Raw genomic sequence first — 19474 nt, forward strand, 5'->3', positions numbered from 1 at the left:
TAATTAGAAATATTTTGAAAAAATATATTTTTATTTTTATAGCGTATGTTGCATTATCAACATCTGCAAATGCTCAATCAGATGCTACTTTGGAGGAAACTATAGAATGGTTAAACAACTTTGGATTTTCTTATTTTGGTGAGACACAATGTGGACTTCCAGTAGTTGGCAAACACCCTATTTTTTATATAATGCAAAGAAAACACGAATCAAATAAAGTAGTATTCTCAAAAAGTGTAGAGGTAGATGAATGTGAGACTGCTCTAAATGATAGGTACAAAACTTGCTATACTAGTGCTAATTGCAATATCCTAACTTATCATCTTTACGCAGATGAACTAAAAAGTATGACGATATCAAAAGATTCAAGAAATTTAGGCATAACTATTTATGATATTAAAGGTAGATATTTCCATTATCGATATGATCACTCGGAAGAAAAAATAATGGAAAGAACCCTTAAAGCATTAAAACATCTTTTTAAACTATTAAATTTAAACATAACAATAGAAGACAAACGCTCTCTAGAAAACAAATTTTAACAATTCAAATTATGACAAAAACAATTTTTCTATTTTTAGTTTTAATTGCAATAGTTCAATTTTCCCATGCTCAATCAGATGCTACTTTGGAAGAAACAATTAGTTGGTTAAATGTTTATGGTTTAGAAAGAATTGTTGAAGGCACGAAATGTCATTCAATAGGTGAAGTAGAGAAACAATCCAGCGGTAAGTTTACCGGTTTTGTTAAATTTTCACAACGAGCTAATAATAAAGAATGTATCACAATGAAAAAAGGTTCTACATATTATTTAAGTAGTGGATTTGGCAGTTGTGGGTGTTATTGGGAATACTATGTTTATGACAGTGAATTAATAAAATGGTCAGTCAGTAAAACAACAACTCATTATATTTTAAATTTATTGGATAAGCATGGGCATAATGTGTCTTATAATTTTCCAGTAGAATCTGAGTCCGAAAAAGTTGACCGAGTAATAAAGGCAATAAAGCACTTGTTCAAATTGCAAAATATCAATATCCCTTTTGAAGACAAACGCTCTCTAGAAAACAAATTTTAACAATTCAAATTATGAAAAAAACAATTTTTTTATTTTTAGCATTAATTACAATAGTTCCATTTTCCCATGCTCAATCCGATGCTACTTTGGAAGAGACGATTGAATGGTTAAATGAATATGGAAAAGTACATGAGAGTGTTGTAATTATAGGTAAAACTGAATACTCCTTAAACGTCGGAGAGTTTTCATTCAGTAACAGTGACAGTACAATTTTAATAATACAAGATATTACAACAAGAAATTATAATGAAGGGTTAAATATGTATATTGATGATGTTATACGACAAAAATATTTTCTGTATCTAAATAACACTAAGCTTATAACCCTCAAGCCTTATGAATCAAAATATATAATAGAACTAAATGGAGATTTAGACTATTATTATTATGAAAACAAAGAAAATGGTCAACATTATTCATTTAAAAACAAAGAAAATAGTTTAAAAAACAAAACTTTATCTTTTGTCTTTAATGATGGTGATACCGCTAATAGTACTTTTAAAGCAATTAAACATTTAAGCACATTTTTTAATTATACAATTACTTTTAAAGACAAAAATGAATTAAAAAATAAATTTTAAAAAGTTATATTATGAAGACAATAATTTTAAAAACCACCTTACTAACAGCATTACTATTTTTAACGACATCCTTTAATGACTTAAACCAAAAAACTGGTAATAACGAAGGATATCATTTTATTCATGTATTTAATCCAAAAGCCAAGCAGGTATTTATATCAAATGTATTTTATTGTACAGAAATGCCTAGTAGAAGTGAAATCTATGATTTGATAGAAAATGATTTAAATTACAATGTTGAAGATATTTACGCCTGTAATTCCTCATATCATGAAGAAAAAAATTATATGATAGATGCGAGAAATAAAGAAATACAATGGGCTAATAATCGTAATCTTAAGGTAATTAAGTTTGAATTATTTTGTAAAAATGAAAAAATTTATTTAAAATAGTTTTTGTGCTAAAAAACAACTAACCCTTTAAATATTCTAAAATGAAAAAAATAATTATTATTACAAGTTTCCTTTTATTAGCAATCCTTTTTTATGGCTTTAATAAAAAAACAGAAAACGTAGGTCCATCAGGTCCTGCCTATGTTGTAACCTGGCAAAATAAATATCAAAAATGGAATGCTGCTGGTCCTACACAACATTTGCAATTTGCAGAAGACACAGAAGAATTGGCGATAGGTAGAGCTGTTAGTAAAAACAGAAAAGGATATAAATTAACCTTTTTTAAAGAATGTGGAAAATTTAGAGTTTACACCGTAGGTTTTAAATATGCAGGTTATGATTTTGATGCTATGGCTTATGTAAGAAATAAAGAAGGTTACTCATGTGACACTCCAAAATAGTGAAAATTAAAATTGAAAATAGTTATATTCCTTTACATTTGGTTTCCCATAACGACGGCCTAAATTTTGGAAGAATAAATCATGTTGAAAATCAATTTACTGACTTTATATTAGAAATTTCGTTTCAAGATTTTATAAAATTAATAAAAGAAGAATATAATACACTTAAAAATGAAATAAAAGAAGATGACGAATTGTATAACGACTCATCTTCTTTTAAAGAAATTGATTATAAAGAATTGAAAGAAGTTTTGTATCCTAATTCTGGTTTAGAACTAATTATAAAAGATTACTTAGACCGTATTATTTATGATAAGCTATTTCAATATTCCGGCAAAAAAAACTATATTATTAATAGTACAGAAAATATTGAAATTAGAAATGAAACCATTTATATTTTAGGTAAATGTTTTAAAAATAGATGTACATAAAAATCACACATTACAAAGCACAAAAAAGCACTTCATCTGAAGTGCTTTTTTGTTTGTGGGCGATGAGGGGTTCGAACCCCCGACCCCCTCGGTGTAAACGAGGTGCTCTGAACCAGCTGAGCTAATCGCCCCAATAAATTCGCTCTACTTCCGTATTGCGAGTGCAAATATACACTAGAAATTAGTAATTCCAAACAAATTTTATAAATTTTTAAATAATTTCGGCAACAACAAAAGTACTACCTCCTATAAATATAAAATCGGTTTTATTTGAACTCAATAAAGAAAAATCATAAGCCTCTCTTACAGAAGAATATACTTCTCCAACAAGTGAATACTTTAACGCTTTTTCTTTTAAAATTTTAGCATCTAAACCACGAGAAACTTTAGGACAGCAAAAATAATATTTTGCTTTTTTTGGAAACAAGGGTAAAATAGAGTCTAAATCTTTATCATTAACAACTCCTAAAACAATATGTAATTCTTCGAATTGTTCTTTACTAATTTGATTTAAAACAATATTTAAACCATGAGAATTGTGAGCTGTATCACAAACAACTTTTGGGTATTCATTTAAAACTTGCCACCTTCCTAACAAACTTGTATTAGAAACAACATTTAAAAAACCACTCTTTATATGTGAATTTAAAATAACAAAATCATCTTTTATACAATTTAAAGTAGACAATACTGTTTTCTTATTTGCGACTTGATAATCACCCAGTAAAGCACATGGTAAATCTTCAAATTCTAAATCTTGTGCAAAAGTAATTTCAGAAATATTCGATTCAGCCAAAGAGTCAAAAATAAATTTTGTTTCATTAACATACTCTCCAATTACAACTGGAATATTCTTCTTAATAATTCCACCTTTTTCAAAAGCAATTTTATCAAGAGTACTGCCTAAAAACTGCGTATGATCTAAGCCTATATTAGTAATAACAGAAATTAAAGGCGTAATAATATTTGTAGCATCTAAACGACCACCAAGACCCACTTCAACAATAGCTACATCTACTTTTTCATAAGAAAAATAATCAAAGGCTAAACCAACAGACATTTCGAAAAAACTCAATTGATGTTCTTCAAAAAAAGATTTATGCTTTGCAACAAAATCAACAACGTAACTTTCAGAAATCATATTTCCGTTAATTCGAATGCGTTCTCTATAGTCTTTTAAATGTGGAGAAGTGTATAAACCAACTTTATAGCCGGCTTCTTGCAAAACAGAAGCTAACAATGAAGAAGTAGAACCTTTTCCGTTAGTACCAGCAACGTGAATGGTTTTAAATTGTTTGTGTGGATTTTTTAAATAGTCATCTAATAAAACAATATTAGATAAATCATTTTTATAGGCAGAAGCGCCTTGGTTTTGAAACATAGGAAGTTGACTAAAAAGCCAATCGGTTGTTTCTTTATAAGTCATTTGAAAAATTATTCGCCTAGTTTAAAATTAACCACAACAAAACCTATTTGAGTTTCTGGAGCATTTGAGTCTGCTTGCCATTTATATTCTCTTGCAGTTTTGTAGGCTGCCTCAAGAACACAAGGAGTTGTATTATCTGTTCCTTTAACATATTGAGTTTTAATCACATTACCAGATTTATTAACTGTAATTTGAACAACGACAGTTCCAGATTCATTACCGCATTGTTCAACTTTTTTCCCAGGAGAAGATAATTTTCTACCACTTAAGCCGTAACCTGTTCCATTTCCAGAACCATTTCCATTTCCAGAACCACTTCCATAAAAACTATTAGCATAGATACTTCCATTAGGATCACCTTTATCACCAGGCAAACCATCATTACCATGACCTCCATTAGTTTCTCCTTCAGATTTTTTTGAATTTAAAATGCTACTTAAAGCATTATTGGTTTGCTGAGAGGGCTTAGGTGTTGGCTTAACTTCTGGTTTTGGTTCTGTAGGTGTTTTTGGCTTTGGAGTATTTTTTTTAGGCTGAATAACCACAGGCGAATCACTTTCATCAGTTAATATTTCTTCATCTTGAGTAGTTTCTGGTTGTACTTGAGAAGTTTGCGGAGCTGACGCTATAGGCTTTATAGGTTGAATTTCTCCTTGACCTACATCACTAGTACCAAAATTCACCGCAATACCATTTTCTGGCGGAGGATCCATATAAGTAAGTCCTAAAAAGGCAAACAATAGAAATAGTATTACAAATAATACACTTGTAATAGTAAATGATTTTTTCTCTTCTGGAGTTTCTAAAAAGCTCATTTTATCTATTGTTAAATTATAGCTATTTTGGGTTAACCGCAACTACCATTTTCATTCCGTTTCTATAAGCAATATCCATAACATAAACTACTTTTTCATGTGGAACAGATTTCTCTGCTCTTAGAATAATTGCTTTTTGTTCTGCATTAGCCATCAAAGCTAAAAGCTGTGATTCTAATTGAGTTTCATCAACTTTATCTTTATCAATAAAAAACTGCAAGTTTTCATCAATGCTAACCGCTAAATTCTTGTTACTATCTGTTTTACCTTTTCCTTTTGGTAAAACCAAGTCAAGTGCATTTGTTGTAACCATTGTAGAAGTTATCATGAAAAAAATAAGTAACAAGAAAACAATATCCGTCATAGACGACATATTGAACTCTGTAGATACTTTATTTTTATTTTTACCTAACTTCATATTATACTGGTTCGTTTAATAAGTCTAGAAATTCTACAGCATTTGCTTCCATTTGGTTCACAATCTTATTTGTTTTAACAACTAAGTGATTATACCCCATATATGCAATAATACCTACAACAAGACCAACAACGGTTGTAGTCATTGCAGTATAAATACCTTCTGCCAAAGCACCCACTTCAATTTGTCCACCGCCACTTGCCATCTTATGAAACGCAAGAATCATACCAAGTACCGTTCCTAAGAAACCAATCATAGGTCCAGCTCCAGAAATAGTAGCTAACATACTTGTGTTTTTTTCCAACTTATATAATTCGAGATTACCCGCATTTTCAATTGCAGTGTTTATATCTTCTAATGGCTTCCCAATACGTGAAATACCTTTTTCAATCAAACGAGCAACTGGAGAATTTGTTTGAGCACATAACATTTTTGCTGCATCAATTTTACCTGAGCTAATATGCAACTTTATATTATTCATGAAACTAGCATCTATTTTACTAGCTTTATTTATTGCCATAATGCGTTCGAAATACAAGAACAAAGCCATAAATAATAGCAAAAACAAAACTATCATAATTGCAATACCACCTGCTCCGCCACTTGTAAGCAATGACCATATAGATAATGTTTGCTCAACTGGCTGTGAATCTTCTGATAACACTTGATTAGCTACAGCTAAACTATCTGCTTGAAGAAATATACTCATATTTATTAATTTATTATATAACGATGGTTTATTAAAAAAATTGTCAATGTTTTAATGGGTTGCATTCAATAAAAAGTCTCTTAATAAAATGAAACCCGCACTTCCTGCTAAAAAGCCTACTAGTGCCAACCAACCAATATTTTTTAAATACCACATGAAATCAATTTTTTCCATTCCCATTGCTACAACACCTGCAGCAGAACCAATAATTAAGATACTACCACCAGTTCCTGCTGAATAAGCAATAAAATGCCATGCCGGCTCATCCATACCAATTTGAAACATACCAATGCTGGCAGCAACTAAAGGCACGTTATCAATAATTGCAGAACCTGCACCTAATAATAAAACTACCAAATCAGATATTTTTGTTGAAGAATGTTCTGTTCCAAGATAAGGCACATTAGCTTCTAGCGTGCCCGCAAAATCAAACAACATACCAAGTGATTCTAGTGCTGCAACAGCCATTAAAATTCCTAAGAAAAATAATATACTTGGCATTTCAATTTTTGAAAGTGATTTATGAACTGGCGAATGATGTCCACCATCAGAAGTAGCTTCACCCATAGAGAACTTTCTATTACTAAAAAACTCAGCAACAGCAGCAACAACAGCTAACGAAAGCATCATTCCTACATAAGGAGGCAAATGTGTAAACGTTTTAAAAATAGGCACAAAAAGAATTGATCCTAGACCCAAATAAAACATTACTGCGCTGTATTTATTTTTTGGTTTTTCATCCTCAACTTCATCTTCAATAAATCCTTTAAAAATCTTCATACGAGAAGCAATAAATGTAGGAACTGCAAAACATAAAATTGAAGGAATTAAAACATGTTCAATTAATTGAGCTGCTGAAACTTTATTTGCAATCCATAACATTGTTGTGGTAACATCTCCAATTGGAGACCATGCACCACCTGCATTAGCTGCAATTACAATTAATCCAGCAAACCACAGACGCACTTCTCTGTCTTTTATGATTTTTTGTAAAATTGTAATTAATACAATTGTTGCTGTTAAATTGTCAATAATAGCTGAAAGTACAAATGCCAAAATAGTAAACAACCAAAGTAACTTTCCTTTACTTTTAGTTTTAATGAATGACTTAATAGTAGAAAAACCATCAAAATAATCAACAATCTCAACAATAGTCATTGCTCCCATTAAGAAAAACAAAATCTCTGCAGTTTTCCCCAAATGATGCAATAACACACCTTCTACATGATGGCTTTCTTTACCTATTCCAGGTAAAATTTCATAAACCTCTAGATGATTTACAGCAATTAACGCCCATAAAATGGCCATCATTCCTAAAGCAGGAATTAATTTGTCAATTTTAAAAGTGTGCTCCATAGCTATGGCAACATAACCAAGAACAAATATTGTGATTAATAAAATTTCCATTTTTTAAAATTATTTGATAAGTTGTTTTAATGCAATTTCAAAAGCACGAGCACTTATGTTCATTTTATCTGAACTTGCATCATGTGTTTTTTGAATTGCAGCTTTGATGATATTGGAAGTGTCAGAAAAAATTGATTCATCTGTCATTTGAACTTTTTTCTCCATAAAGTAAGCAAAAACTCTTGCCATACCACAGTTCGATATAAAGTCAGGAATCAAACTTACTTTTGAGTCTGTTTCTTCCATTATAGAACCAAAGAAAATCTCTTTATCAGCAAAAGGAACGTTTGCTCCACTAGAAATCACTTCTAATCCTGAAGCAATCATATTATCCACTTGTTGTTTAGTAACCAATCTTGAAGCAGCACATGGAGCAAAGATTTGAGCTTCTATTTTCCAAATTCTTTCATTGATCTCGTCAAAAGGAATCATGTTGTCCGCAACTAATTTGTTTCCGTCTTTGTTCAAGAATAACTCAGTAATTTCTTCAAAAGAGAATCCGTCTTCATTAATTAAACCACCGTCTCTATCAATAATTCCAACAACTTTAGCTCCCATTTCTGCTAAATAAAACGCTGCCGCAGAACCTACATTACCAAAACCTTGAACAATAGCCTTCTTCCCTTTCACATTACCTCCATAAATATCATAGAAATGACGAACTGCTTCTGCAACACCATATCCAGTAATCATATCTGCTACTGTATATTTTCTGTTTACATCTGGTGAAAAATTTGGATTTTCAATAACTTTAATTACACCTTGACGTAATTGACCAATTCTATTGATTTTATCAGCCTCAGTCGGCTTAAAATGACCTGTAAAAACTCCTTCTTGCGGATGCCAAACACCACAATCTTCTGTCATAGGAATAACTTCATGTATTTCATCAACATTTAAATCACCACCAGTTCCGTAGTAATTTTTCAACAAAGGAGAAACTGCCTTATACCATCTTTCTAATACACCTTTTTTACGAGGATCATTTGGATCAAAATTAATCCCAGATTTTGCACCGCCAATTGCCGGTCCAGATACAGAGAATTTAACTTCCATAGTCTTAGCTAAAGAAAGTACTTCATTCATATCTAATCCTTTACGCATTCTTGTTCCACCTCCGGCTGCTCCACCTCTTAAAGAATTAATAACTGTCCATCCTTCTGCTTCTGTTTCAGGATCTTTCCAATTGAATACTATTTCTGGTTCTTTATTTTCAAATTTCTTTAATAAATCTTTCATTCTAGTTGGTTATTTTGAGTTTCACAAATATACATATTCTAATCAATTATGTATATTTTGCCGAGATAAAATAATGATTATCAAATAGCTAAAAATACTCTACTGCTGATTTTCAACAATTTAGATTTTTATAGTAATAAATATTTCCTGCACTATGGTCTTGTTCAGCACCTGTTACTGAAGCTAATGTATTAATTTCATTTCGCAATTTCAAAACACCTAACAATGAAAAAACAAGTGCTTCTTTAAATTCTAATGTAATTTTACCTGGAACTTCAACATATATATTTGGCAAATAGCCCTTCATTCGTTCAATTAAAAAATCATTATAAGCTCCACCTCCAGTTACTAAAAGTGATGTATTTTCTCGAGATATTGAGTTACTTATTTGAAAAGCTACATGTTCTACAAATGTTCGCAACAAATCAATTTCAGAAATCTTATATTTAGAAATTAACGGCAATATGATTTCGTTGACAAATTCAATTCCTAGTGATTTTGGATATGGTAATTTATAAAAAGGCAAAGCATTTAATTCCGTTAATAAATCAAAATTCAAATTGCCACTTCTTGCTAAATTGCCTCTATCATCATAAGCAAAACCTAATTTATTTGCATACAAATTCATCAAAGTATTCACTGGCGAAATATCAAATGCAATTCTATGTGAATTTTCTTCAAATGAAATATTAGAAAATCCTCCTAAATTCAAACAATAATCATATTGAGAAAATAACAAACGATCACCAATTGGTACTAATGGCGCACCTTGACCTCCAAATTCTACATCTTGAACTCTAAAGTCGCAAACTACATTTTGTTTTAATAAAGTAGATAGTTTTTCAAGATTACCTATTTGCAGTGTGAATCCCTTTTGTGGTTGATGTAAAACTGTATGTCCGTGAGAAGAAACTGCGTCAATTTCAACAATAGAATACTTCGAAATAAAAGCACTTATTATTCTAGCCAATTCTTCCGTGTAAGATTCATTTAAATCTAATAGTTCTTGTTTTGATAAATTTACAGCACTTGACAACAGATTAAACCAATAGTCTGAATAAGGAATAGTTTCAGAAAAATGAATCTTAAACTCCCATTTATCAGAATATGTTAAGGTCACATAAACCAAATCTACACCATCTAACGATGTGCCCGACATAACCCCAACAACCTGATAACTATCTTTAAACATGGGTTAAAATTACAAATTACTATTGAAAATTTGGTAATAAATAAGTACATTTGAAAACTTTATAAAAAAAACACAAACCTTATTTACATACTATGGATTTTAAATTAACCGAAGAGCAATTAATGATTCAGCAAGCAGCTAGAGATTTTGCTCAAACAGAATTATTACCTGGAGTAATAGAAAGAGACGAACACTCAAAATTTCCTACTGAACAAGTTAAAATGATGGCTGATTTAGGTTTCATGGGAATGATGGTTGACCCAAAATATGGTGGAGCTGGTTTAGACAGTGTTTCTTATGTTTTAGCAATGGAAGAAATTGCTAAAGTGGATGCATCTGCAGCAGTAATCATGTCGGTTAATAACTCTTTAGTTTGTGCTGGATTAGAAAAATACGGTTCAGAAGAGCAAAAAGTTAAATATTTAACACCATTAGCAAAAGGAGAAGTAATTGGCGCATTTTGTTTATCAGAACCAGAAGCGGGTTCAGATGCAACTTCACAAAGAACCACTGCAATTGACAAAGGTGATCATTATTTATTAAACGGTACAAAAAACTGGATTACTAATGGTGGAACTGCTTCTACTTATTTAGTTATTGCTCAAACAGACGCTTCAAAAGGCCACAAAGGAATTAACGTTCTTATTGTAGAAAAAGGAATGCCAGGTTTTGAAGTAGGACCTAAAGAAAAGAAAATGGGAATTAGAGGTTCTGACACGCATACGTTATTATTTAACGATGTAAAAGTTCCTAAAGAAAATAGAATAGGTGCAGACGGATTCGGATTTGCATTCGCAATGTCAACATTAAATGGTGGACGAATAGGAATTGCTTCTCAAGCATTAGGAATCGCTCAAGGCGCTTACGAATTAGCTTTAAAATATGCTCAAGAGCGTGTAACTTTCGGAAAACCAATTTTCCAACACCAAGCAATCGCTTTCAAATTAGCAGACATGCATGTTAAAATAACTGCTGCTAGATTATTAATTCACAAAGCTGCTGCCGAAAAAGATGCTGGTGAAGATATTGCTCATTCTGGCGCAATGGCAAAATTATACGCTTCTGAAATTGCTTTAGAAGTGGCTAATGATGCTGTTCAAATTCACGGTGGAAACGGATATGTAAGTGAATATCATGTAGAAAGAATGATGCGTGATTCTAAAATTACGCAAATTTATGAAGGAACTTCAGAAATCCAACGTATTGTAATTTCAAGAGGATTAGTAAAATAAGCTAATCGTATATAAATATTATAAAGTCCGATTTTTTAAGTCGGACTTTTTTTATACTGTGTCCTCCACTTCGTTACGGTCGGGCTATACGCTATATCTTTTATTTAGATTGCCACGTCGTACCTCCTCGCAATGACAAATAAAAGGATGCTTCTACTATCCCACACAGTAAAATAGTGCAAGAGACAAAAAAATATTATAAATTAGCATTATGTAAATGGCTGAATAAATAAAAATGGATTATAAGAATTTTCTATTAGGAATTGCTAGTTTAGTTGTGGGAGTTTTATTTTTAATAAATCTAAAAAAAAGTTTAGACAAAGAAAATACAGATAACTTGAGTTTACCAGATAAATTCAGGAAATTCAGAGGTTTTGCTGCGAGTTTATGTCTTGTCATCATGGGTGTAATTATGATTTACAAAGGAATACTCAGTTTTTTCTAAATTAAGGAAAGGTTACACAAGTAGCTACAAAACAAAGAATATCTTCGATATCAAAAACTTGACAATACTAATAACACTTAGTACTTTTGCCTCATGAATGATAATTTTATAACCGAGTATTTCGGCATTGGTATACAAAACGGTAAAACTCCAGAAAATCTAGGTGTTTTATGGCGTTCAGCACAAAATTTGGGTGCTAGTTATATATTTACTATAGGAAATAGATATGCCAAACAAGCCTGTGATACACATAATGCAGTAAAATCATTACCTTATTTTCATTATGAATCTTTTGAAGATTTTTATAAAAACTTACCAAAAGGCGCACGATTGGTAGGAGTGGAATTAGACGAAAACGCAGCTGATTTAGAAACCTTTGAACATCCAAGACGTTGTGTCTATTTATTAGGCGCAGAAGATCATGGTTTATCTAAAAAAGCCATTGAAAAATGTCATTATTTAGTAAAATTCAAGTCAGAAAAAAGCTTAAATGTTTCCGTTGCTGGAAGTATTGTACTATATGATAGAGGAATTAACAAACCTAGACAATAATATTTATATAAATTCATTACAACATACAAAAAAGACGAACCATACCGGTTCGTCTTTTTTTTGTTTTAATTATCAAAACTGATTTAAAACAAAAAACCCCGTTCGTTAGAACAGGGTTTTTAAAAGAAAGGCGGTGTCATACTCTCCCACAGGATTGCAGTACCATCTGCGCAAGCGGGCTTAACTTCTCTGTTCGGAATGGGAAGAGGTGAGCCCCGCTGCAATAACCACCTTAAAAGGTTAGTTGCTTTGGACAACTTTTCAACGTTACTTATCATAAATAAGTATCAATTGAACAATATCTTAACATACTGAGACAAGAAAATCATTTTTTTATAGAAAGTTTCTCCCCCCGCCGAAGCGGGGGAAAATGTACATAAGCTTACGGGTTATTAGTACTACTTGACTATGACATTACTGCCTTTACATCTATAGCCTATCAACCTAGTCATCTTCTAGGACCCTTAAAAGAAATCTCATCTTGTGGTGGGTTTCGCGCTTATATGCTTTCAGCGCTTATCCCTTCCAAACGTAGCTACTCTGCAGTGCTCCTGGCGGAACAACAGATACACCAGCGGTTTGTCCAATTCGGTCCTCTCGTACTAGAATCAGATCCACTCAAATTTCTTGCGCCCACAGTAGATAGAGACCGAACTGTCTCACGACGTTCTGAACCCAGCTCGCGTGCCACTTTAATGGGCGAACAGCCCAACCCTTGGGACCTTCTCCAGCCCCAGGATGTGACGAGCCGACATCGAGGTGCCAAACCCCCCCGTCGATATGAGCTCTTGGGGGAGATCAGCCTGTTATCCCCGGCGTACCTTTTATCCTTTGAGCGATGGCCCTTCCATGCGGAACCACCGGATCACTATGCTCTACTTTCGTACCTGATCGACCTGTATGTCTCTCAGTCAAGCTCCCTTATACCATTGCACTCTACGCACGGTTACCAAGCGTGCTGAGGGAACCTTTAGAAGCCTCCGTTACTCTTTTGGAGGCGACCACCCCAGTCAAACTACCCACCAAGCAATGTCCTCTCTGAAGAGAGTTAGGCCCTAGATAAGCAAAGGGTTGTATTTCAACAATGACTCCACAACGCCTAGCGACGCCACTTCACAGTCTCCAACCTATCCTACACATCACTTATCCAAGGTCAATACTAAGCTATAGTAAAGGTGCACAGGGTCTTTTCGTCCCACTGCGGGTAAGCGGCATCTTCACCGCTACTACAATTTCACCGAGCTCATGGCTGAGACAGTATCCAGATCGTTACACCATTCGTGCAGGTCGGAACTTACCCGACAAGGAATTTCGCTACCTTAGGACCGTTATAGTTACGGCCGCCGTTTACTTGGGCTTCATTTCAATGCTTCTCCGAAGATAACATCTCCACTTAACCTTCAAGCACCGGGCAGGTGTCAGGCCCTATACTTCATCTTACGATTTTGCAGAGCCCTGTGTTTTTGATAAACAGTCGCCTGGATCTTTTCACTGCGGCCACGCAAAGCGTGGCGACCCTTCTCCCGAAGTTACGGGTCTATTTTGCCTAATTCCTTAGCCATGAATCTCTCGAGCACCTTAGGATTCTCTCCCCAACTACCTGTGTCGGTTTACGGTACTGGTACTTATAATCTAAGTTTAGAAACTTTTCTTGGAAGCCCTTAGGCACACTATCCCTTTGTCCGAAGACTCCGAGTACTATCGATCTTTGCCAGAATCTGCGGATTTGCCTACAGTCTCTATAGCTACAATCTTCAACGAACTATTCCGTCAGTTCGCGGTGCTTTCATCACTCCGTCATTCCATCACAATTATAAGTAGTACGGGAATATTAACCCGTTGGCCATCCACTACCCCTTTCGGGTTCGCGTTAGGACCAGACTAACCCACAGCTGATTAGCATAGCTGTGGAAACCTTAGTTTTTCGGTGTGCGGGTTTCTCGCCCGCATTATCGTTACTTATGCCTACATTTTCTTTTCTAAACAGTCCAGCATGACTCGCATCACACCTTCGACCCAGTTTAGAATGCTCCCCTACCACTTGTAATAAATTACAAATCCATAGCTTCGGTAATATGTTTATGCCCGATTATTATCCATGCTCGTCCGCTCGACTAGTGAGCTGTTACGCACTCTTTAAATGAATGGCTGCTTCCAAGCCAACATCCTAGCTGTCTAAGCAGACAAACCTCGTTATTTCAACTTAACATATATTTGGGGACCTTAGCTGATGGTCTGGGTTCTTTCCCTCTCGGACATGGACCTTAGCACCCATGCCCTCACTGATGAGGACCATTATATAGCATTCGGAGTTTGTCAGGAATTGGTAGGTGGTGAAACCCCCGCATCCAATCAGTAGCTCTACCTCTATATAACTATATTTCATCGCTGCACCTAAATGCATTTCGGGGAGTACGAGCTATTTCCGAGTTTGATTGGCCTTTCACCCCTACCCACAGGTCATCCCAAGACTTTTCAACGTCAACGGGTTCGGTCCTCCACTTTGGGTTAACAAAGCTTCAACCTGCCCATGGGTAGATCACACGGTTTCGCGTCTAACACTACTGACTAAAGCGCCCTATTCAGACTCGCTTTCGCTACGGATCCATGGCTTAACCACTTATCCTTGCCAGCAACGTTAACTCGTAGGCTCATTATGCAAAAGGCACGCCGTCACCCCACTAAAGGGCTCCGACCGCTTGTAAGCGTATGGTTTCAGGATCTATTTCACTCCGTTATTCACGGTTCTTTTCACCTTTCCCTCACGGTACTGGTTCACTATCGGTCTCTCAGGAGTATTTAGCCTTAGCGGATGGTCCCGCCAGATTCATACAGGGTTTCACGTGCCCCGCACTACTCAGGATACCACTATTCATATCTTCTCTTACCTATACGGGACTATCACCCTCTATGGTTAACCTTTCCAGGTTATTCTAATTCAATCCGCATGAAATGTCGTGGTCCTACAACCCCAATATTGCCGTAACAACATTGGTTTGGGCTAATCCGCGTTCGCTCGCCACTACTTACGGAATCACTTTTGTTTTCTTCTCCTCCGCCTACTTAGATGTTTCAGTTCAGCGGGTTTACTCTCCTATCGGAGTGACATGTCTTCAACATGCCGGGTTGCCCCATTCGGATATCTACGGATCAATTCGTGTGTGCCGATCCCCGTAGCTTTTCGCAGCTTATCACGTCCTTCATCGCCTCTGAGAGCCTAGGCATTCCCCATACGCCCTTATTTTGCTTATTGTACTTGTTTTATTAAATATCCTACTTACGTAGAATACCCAAAAATTTGTGCTTTCTATATATTTAATATATTTTCTTTTCTCAATATGTCAATGAACTTGTGGCGCGTCGCCACTGACAATAATGCCAGTTTTAACGTATAGCCGTTGTGGAGAATATCGGAGTCGAACCGATGACCTCTTGCGTGCAAGGCAAGCGCTCTAGCCAGCTGAGCTAATCCCCCAATTTTAAATCCAGAATTATGAATTCAGAATTATGAATTGTGAATCCCAACTTCTAGAATTTCCTTATAAGTTAAAAAAGTAGTCCCGGGCAGACTCGAACTGCCGACCCCTACATTATCAGTGTAGTACTCTAACCAGCTGAGCTACGAGACTCTGTTTTTACTTATATTGTATTATTTGAACTAACAGCGAGAGTAATTCTTAATCTAATCAAGAACCTATACTTTATCTTTCTCTAGAAAGGAGGTGTTCCAGCCGCACCTTCCGGTACGGCTACCTTGTTACGACTTAGCCCTAGTTACCAGTTTTACCCTAGGCAGCTCCTTACGGTCACCGACTTCAGGTACCCCCAGCTTCCATGGCTTGACGGGCGGTGTGTACAAGGCCCGGGAACGTATTCACCGGATCATGGCTGATATCCGATTACTAGCGATTCCAGCTTCACGAAGTCGAGTTGCAGACTTCGATCCGAACTGAGAACGGTTTTGAAGATTCGCATCTGGTCACCCAGTAGCTGCTCTCTGTACCGTCCATTGTAGCACGTGTGTGGCCCAAGGCGTAAGGGCCGTGATGATTTGACGTCATCCCCACCTTCCTCACAGTTTACACTGGCAGTCTCGTTAGAGTTCCCGACATGACTCGCTGGCAACTAACGACAGGGGTTGCGCTCGTTATAGGACTTAACCTGACACCTCACGGCACGAGCTGACGACAACCATGCAGCACCTTGAAAAACGTCCGAAGAAAAATCTGTTTCCAAATCTGTCGTTTCCCATTTAAGCCTTGGTAAGGTTCCTCGCGTATCATCGAATTAAACCACATGCTCCACCGCTTGTGCGGGCCCCCGTCAATTCCTTTGAGTTTCAAACTTGCGTTCGTACTCCCCAGGTGGGATACTTATCACTTTCGCTTAGCCACTCAGATTGCTCCGAACAGCTAGTATCCATCGTTTACGGCGTGGACTACCAGGGTATCTAATCCTGTTCGCTACCCACGCTTTCGTCCATCAGCGTCAATGTATTAGTAGTAACCTGCCTTCGCAATTGGTATTCCATGTAATATCTAAGCATTTCACCGCTACACTACATATTCTAGTTACTTCCTAATAATTCAAGCCCTACAGTATCAATGGCAGTTTCCTAGTTGAGCTAGGAGATTTCACCACTGACTTATAAGGCCGCCTACGGACCCTTTAAACCCAATGATTCCGGATAACGCTTGGATCCTCCGTATTACCGCGGCTGCTGGCACGGAGTTAGCCGATCCTTATTCTTACAGTACCGTCAAGCCTCTACACGTAGAGGTGTTTCTTCCTGTATAAAAGCAGTTTACAATCCATAGGACCGTCTTCCTGCACGCGGCATGGCTGGATCAGGCTTGCGCCCATTGTCCAATATTCCTCACTGCTGCCTCCCGTAGGAGTCTGGTCCGTGTCTCAGTACCAGTGTGGGGGATCTCCCTCTCAGGACCCCTACCCATCATAGTCTTGGTAAGCCGTTACCTTACCAACTAACTAATGGGACGCATGCTCATCTTGTACCGTTGGAACTTTAATTATCAAATGATGCCACTCAATAATACTATGAGGTATTAATCCAAATTTCTCTGGGCTATCCCTCTGTACAAGGTAGATTGCATACGCGTTACGCACCCGTGCGCCGGTCTCATAAGTGCAAGCACTTACTACCCCTCGACTTGCATGTGTTAGGCCTGCCGCTAGCGTTCATCCTGAGCCAGGATCAAACTCTTCATCGTAGTGTTTTTAATATTGTACGATAAAGGCTAGGTTTATTTCTTAATCTCTTAAGTCTTACTCTCTTAATTTTTACAATCTAAATCCGAAGATCTAAATCGTGCTGTCAATCCAATATGTCTATGAACGTGTCTTTCTTTTTAATGTCGCTTGTTTCTCAAAGCGGGTGCAAAAGTACAACTTCTTTTTAATCTCGCAAGTGTTTTTGAAAAAAAATTGAAAAATTTTTATTCCTTTTTTACTCACTCAATAATTTTTAGAACGTTGCGCTAATTGCGGGCTGCAAAGGTAATTCGTTTTTTGATTCTGGCAAACTTTTTTGAAAAAAAAATTTCTTTTTTTACCAGTAGCTAACTCTTGGTTAACTTATCAATAAATGTAATGAACCTGCCTTTGAATGCGGGTGCAAAAGTAGCACCTTTTTCTATTCCCACAAATCTTTTATACTCTTTTTTTTAAACTATTTTTCTACTCATTGATTTTTAACCTTTTACAAGCAAAAGTTTTTTTACACTTTTTGAAATTTAATTATACACAGACATAGAATTTGTAAATTGAAATGGATTTTGAACTAAAAACAAATGCCCTAGCCCCGATTAAAGCGGCATCCTTTTATTAATTTTCTCTGAAAATAATAAAAGATATAGCGGAAAGCGGGAATAAGCTGCTAGAAAAAATAGAAATTAATCGAATCGGATTGCTTTTACCGGTGATATTTTAGTAATTATATAAGATGGAATTAATAAAACGAGTAAACAAATTACTATTGTTCCAATATTTAAAAGTAAAATATGTAGAAAATTAATATCGACCTGAACTTCGCTTACGTAATAATTTTGCGGATTCAACTTAATGATTCCGAATGTTTTTTGAAGAATTAATAAAGCAAGTGCTATTACATTACCAAATAACAAGCCTCTTGAAATTAAATAAGCTGCGTTATACAAAAATATTTTTCGCACATTCCAGTTGTTTGCACCGAGTGCTTTTAAAATTCCTATCATTTGTGTGCGCTCTAAGATAAGAACTAATAAGGCTACAATCATATTAATGGTTGCCACCACAATCATTACTATTAATATAACAACAATATTAAAATCGAATAGTTTAAGGAATTCAAAAATACTAAAGAATTTTTCTTCGATGGTTACGCTATTATATGTAGGCGGAATTTCTTTATAGATTTTATTTCCAATTTCTTTTATTTGAGTAAAGTCGTTTATAAAAACTTCGAATGCTCCAATTTGGTCTTGTTTCCACTTATTGATTCTTTGAACGTGGCGAATATCACCTATTACATAAGAAGCATCAAATTCCTGAAAGCCTGAATTATAAACACCAACAATTTTAAAATTACGAAGATTAGGCATTTTACCGCTTTCCTTCATGAAAAAAGTATTGAACTTATCTCCTAGTTTTAAATGCAATCGATTTGCTAAATATTGAGAAATTAAAACTTCTTCATTAAGTTCGTCTTTATAATTAGGCAAACGTCCTTCAATAATATATTCCTTAATATTTGTCCAAACGTAATCTTTACCAACACCTTTTAATATAATTCCTTCAACCGAACTTTCTGTTCTAATAATTCCGGCTTTATTTGCGACTGCTTGAATATGATTTATTCCATCAACCGTTTTGAACTTTGGGTAAAAATCCTGATTTATGGATATAGGTTGAGTGTGTACTTGAGATTGATTGTCATCGAAATTTGTAATTACGATATGCCCATTAAAAGCAGCTACTTTTTCACGAATTTTATTTTGCAAACCAATTCCTGTTGCAACAGAAACAATCATCATAATAATTCCAATAGCAATTGCTGTTATTGCAATTTTAATTATTGGAGAAGAAATACTACTTTTATAACTTTTAGCAGTAATTAATCGTTTTGCTATAAAATATTCTAAATTCAAAATTATTATGG

At 35.1% G+C, this 19474-nt stretch carries 17 protein-coding genes, 3 tRNA genes and 3 rRNA genes; 9 read left to right on the forward strand and 14 right to left on the reverse strand.

Going from position 1 to position 19474, the window contains the following annotated elements; translation table 11 throughout:
* Positions 1–14 precede the first annotated feature (14 nt).
* The 6 genes from ACQ65T_RS01535 to ACQ65T_RS01560 are packed head-to-tail and all read left to right on the forward strand — an operon-like array spanning position 15 to position 2883.
* Complete coding sequence (locus ACQ65T_RS01535) at positions 15–542, forward strand: hypothetical protein (RefSeq protein WP_430399352.1); 528 nt, start codon at positions 15–17, stop codon at positions 540–542.
* An 11-nt stretch (positions 543–553) separates the two neighbouring features.
* Complete coding sequence (locus tag ACQ65T_RS01540) at positions 554–1078, forward strand: hypothetical protein (RefSeq protein WP_430399353.1); 525 nt, start codon at positions 554–556, stop codon at positions 1076–1078.
* Positions 1079–1089: 11 nt separating this feature from the next.
* Positions 1090–1659: a hypothetical protein gene (locus ACQ65T_RS01545; RefSeq protein WP_430399354.1), complete on the forward strand. Its 570-nt coding sequence runs from the start codon at positions 1090–1092 to the stop codon at positions 1657–1659.
* A gap of 11 nt (positions 1660–1670) precedes the next feature.
* On the forward strand, positions 1671–2051 hold the full coding sequence (locus tag ACQ65T_RS01550) for a hypothetical protein (protein ID WP_430399355.1): 381 nt from the start codon (positions 1671–1673) through the stop codon (positions 2049–2051).
* A 41-nt stretch (positions 2052–2092) separates the two neighbouring features.
* Positions 2093–2452 carry a hypothetical protein gene (locus ACQ65T_RS01555; protein WP_430399356.1) on the forward strand — a complete coding sequence of 120 codons (360 nt, stop codon included), beginning with the start codon at positions 2093–2095 and terminating at the stop codon, positions 2450–2452.
* Positions 2452–2883, forward strand: a complete 432-nt coding sequence (locus ACQ65T_RS01560; protein WP_430399357.1) for a hypothetical protein — start codon at positions 2452–2454, stop codon at positions 2881–2883. The genes ACQ65T_RS01555 and ACQ65T_RS01560 overlap by 1 nt, the downstream gene beginning before the upstream one ends.
* 56 nt (positions 2884–2939) lie before the next feature.
* Here the strand turns inward: ACQ65T_RS01560 and ACQ65T_RS01565 are convergent.
* The 8 genes from ACQ65T_RS01565 to ACQ65T_RS01600 all read right to left on the reverse strand — a co-directional run bounded on the left by ACQ65T_RS01565 (position 2940) and on the right by ACQ65T_RS01600 (position 10089).
* Positions 2940–3014, reverse strand: a tRNA-Val gene (locus ACQ65T_RS01565).
* A gap of 80 nt (positions 3015–3094) precedes the next feature.
* The gene (locus ACQ65T_RS01570) at positions 3095–4309 is read right to left on the reverse strand and encodes a bifunctional folylpolyglutamate synthase/dihydrofolate synthase (RefSeq protein WP_430399358.1); all 1215 of its coding nucleotides are present in this window, start codon (positions 4307–4309) and stop codon (positions 3095–3097) included.
* A gap of 8 nt (positions 4310–4317) precedes the next feature.
* On the reverse strand, positions 4318–5124 hold the full coding sequence (locus tag ACQ65T_RS01575; protein ID WP_430399359.1) for an energy transducer TonB: 807 nt from the start codon (positions 5122–5124) through the stop codon (positions 4318–4320).
* Positions 5125–5146: 22 nt separating this feature from the next.
* Positions 5147–5542 (reverse strand): ExbD/TolR family protein, encoded by a 396-nt coding sequence (locus ACQ65T_RS01580; protein WP_430399360.1) that lies wholly within the window; start codon positions 5540–5542, stop codon positions 5147–5149.
* Between the two features lies 1 nt (position 5543).
* Positions 5544–6251 carry a MotA/TolQ/ExbB proton channel family protein gene (locus ACQ65T_RS01585; RefSeq protein ID WP_430399361.1) on the reverse strand — a complete coding sequence of 236 codons (708 nt, stop codon included), beginning with the start codon at positions 6249–6251 and terminating at the stop codon, positions 5544–5546.
* A 51-nt stretch (positions 6252–6302) separates the two neighbouring features.
* Positions 6303–7658 carry a sodium:proton antiporter NhaD gene (nhaD, locus tag ACQ65T_RS01590; protein ID WP_430399362.1) on the reverse strand — a complete coding sequence of 452 codons (1356 nt, stop codon included), beginning with the start codon at positions 7656–7658 and terminating at the stop codon, positions 6303–6305.
* Between the two features lie 9 nt (positions 7659–7667).
* Positions 7668–8897 (reverse strand): Glu/Leu/Phe/Val dehydrogenase dimerization domain-containing protein, encoded by a 1230-nt coding sequence (locus ACQ65T_RS01595; RefSeq protein ID WP_430399363.1) that lies wholly within the window; start codon positions 8895–8897, stop codon positions 7668–7670.
* Positions 8898–9009: 112 nt separating this feature from the next.
* Positions 9010–10089, reverse strand: coding sequence for an anhydro-N-acetylmuramic acid kinase (locus ACQ65T_RS01600; protein WP_430399364.1), 1080 nt, complete (start codon positions 10087–10089; stop codon positions 9010–9012).
* Between the two features lie 92 nt (positions 10090–10181).
* On the opposite strand from ACQ65T_RS01600, the gene ACQ65T_RS01605 reads away from it, so the two are divergent.
* The 3 genes from ACQ65T_RS01605 to ACQ65T_RS01615 all read left to right on the forward strand — a co-directional run bounded on the left by ACQ65T_RS01605 (position 10182) and on the right by ACQ65T_RS01615 (position 12318).
* The gene (locus ACQ65T_RS01605) at positions 10182–11321 is read left to right on the forward strand and encodes an acyl-CoA dehydrogenase (protein WP_430399365.1); all 1140 of its coding nucleotides are present in this window, start codon (positions 10182–10184) and stop codon (positions 11319–11321) included.
* A gap of 235 nt (positions 11322–11556) precedes the next feature.
* Positions 11557–11766 (forward strand): hypothetical protein, encoded by a 210-nt coding sequence (locus tag ACQ65T_RS01610; RefSeq protein ID WP_430399366.1) that lies wholly within the window; start codon positions 11557–11559, stop codon positions 11764–11766.
* Between the two features lie 93 nt (positions 11767–11859).
* On the forward strand, positions 11860–12318 hold the full coding sequence (locus ACQ65T_RS01615) for an RNA methyltransferase (protein WP_430399367.1): 459 nt from the start codon (positions 11860–11862) through the stop codon (positions 12316–12318).
* 125 nt (positions 12319–12443) lie between these two features.
* Here the strand turns inward: ACQ65T_RS01615 and rrf are convergent.
* The 6 genes from rrf to ACQ65T_RS01645 all read right to left on the reverse strand — a co-directional run bounded on the left by rrf (position 12444) and on the right by ACQ65T_RS01645 (position 19463).
* Positions 12444–12553: ribosomal RNA gene (rrf, locus tag ACQ65T_RS01620) — 5S ribosomal RNA — on the reverse strand.
* A gap of 137 nt (positions 12554–12690) precedes the next feature.
* Positions 12691–15571 (reverse strand): 23S ribosomal RNA (locus tag ACQ65T_RS01625).
* A gap of 148 nt (positions 15572–15719) precedes the next feature.
* A tRNA-Ala gene (locus tag ACQ65T_RS01630) sits at positions 15720–15793 on the reverse strand.
* A gap of 80 nt (positions 15794–15873) precedes the next feature.
* Positions 15874–15947, reverse strand: a tRNA-Ile gene (locus ACQ65T_RS01635).
* Between the two features lie 86 nt (positions 15948–16033).
* Positions 16034–17549 (reverse strand): 16S ribosomal RNA (locus ACQ65T_RS01640).
* The 16S, 23S and 5S rRNA genes sit together here with 2 tRNA genes alongside, the layout of an rRNA operon.
* 681 nt (positions 17550–18230) lie before the next feature.
* Positions 18231–19463 (reverse strand): ABC transporter permease, encoded by a 1233-nt coding sequence (locus ACQ65T_RS01645; RefSeq protein WP_430401296.1) that lies wholly within the window; start codon positions 19461–19463, stop codon positions 18231–18233.
* Positions 19464–19474 lie beyond the last annotated feature (11 nt).

The sequence above is a fragment of the Flavobacterium sp. genome (assembly GCF_965284515.1).
Classification (GTDB): domain Bacteria; phylum Bacteroidota; class Bacteroidia; order Flavobacteriales; family Flavobacteriaceae; genus Flavobacterium.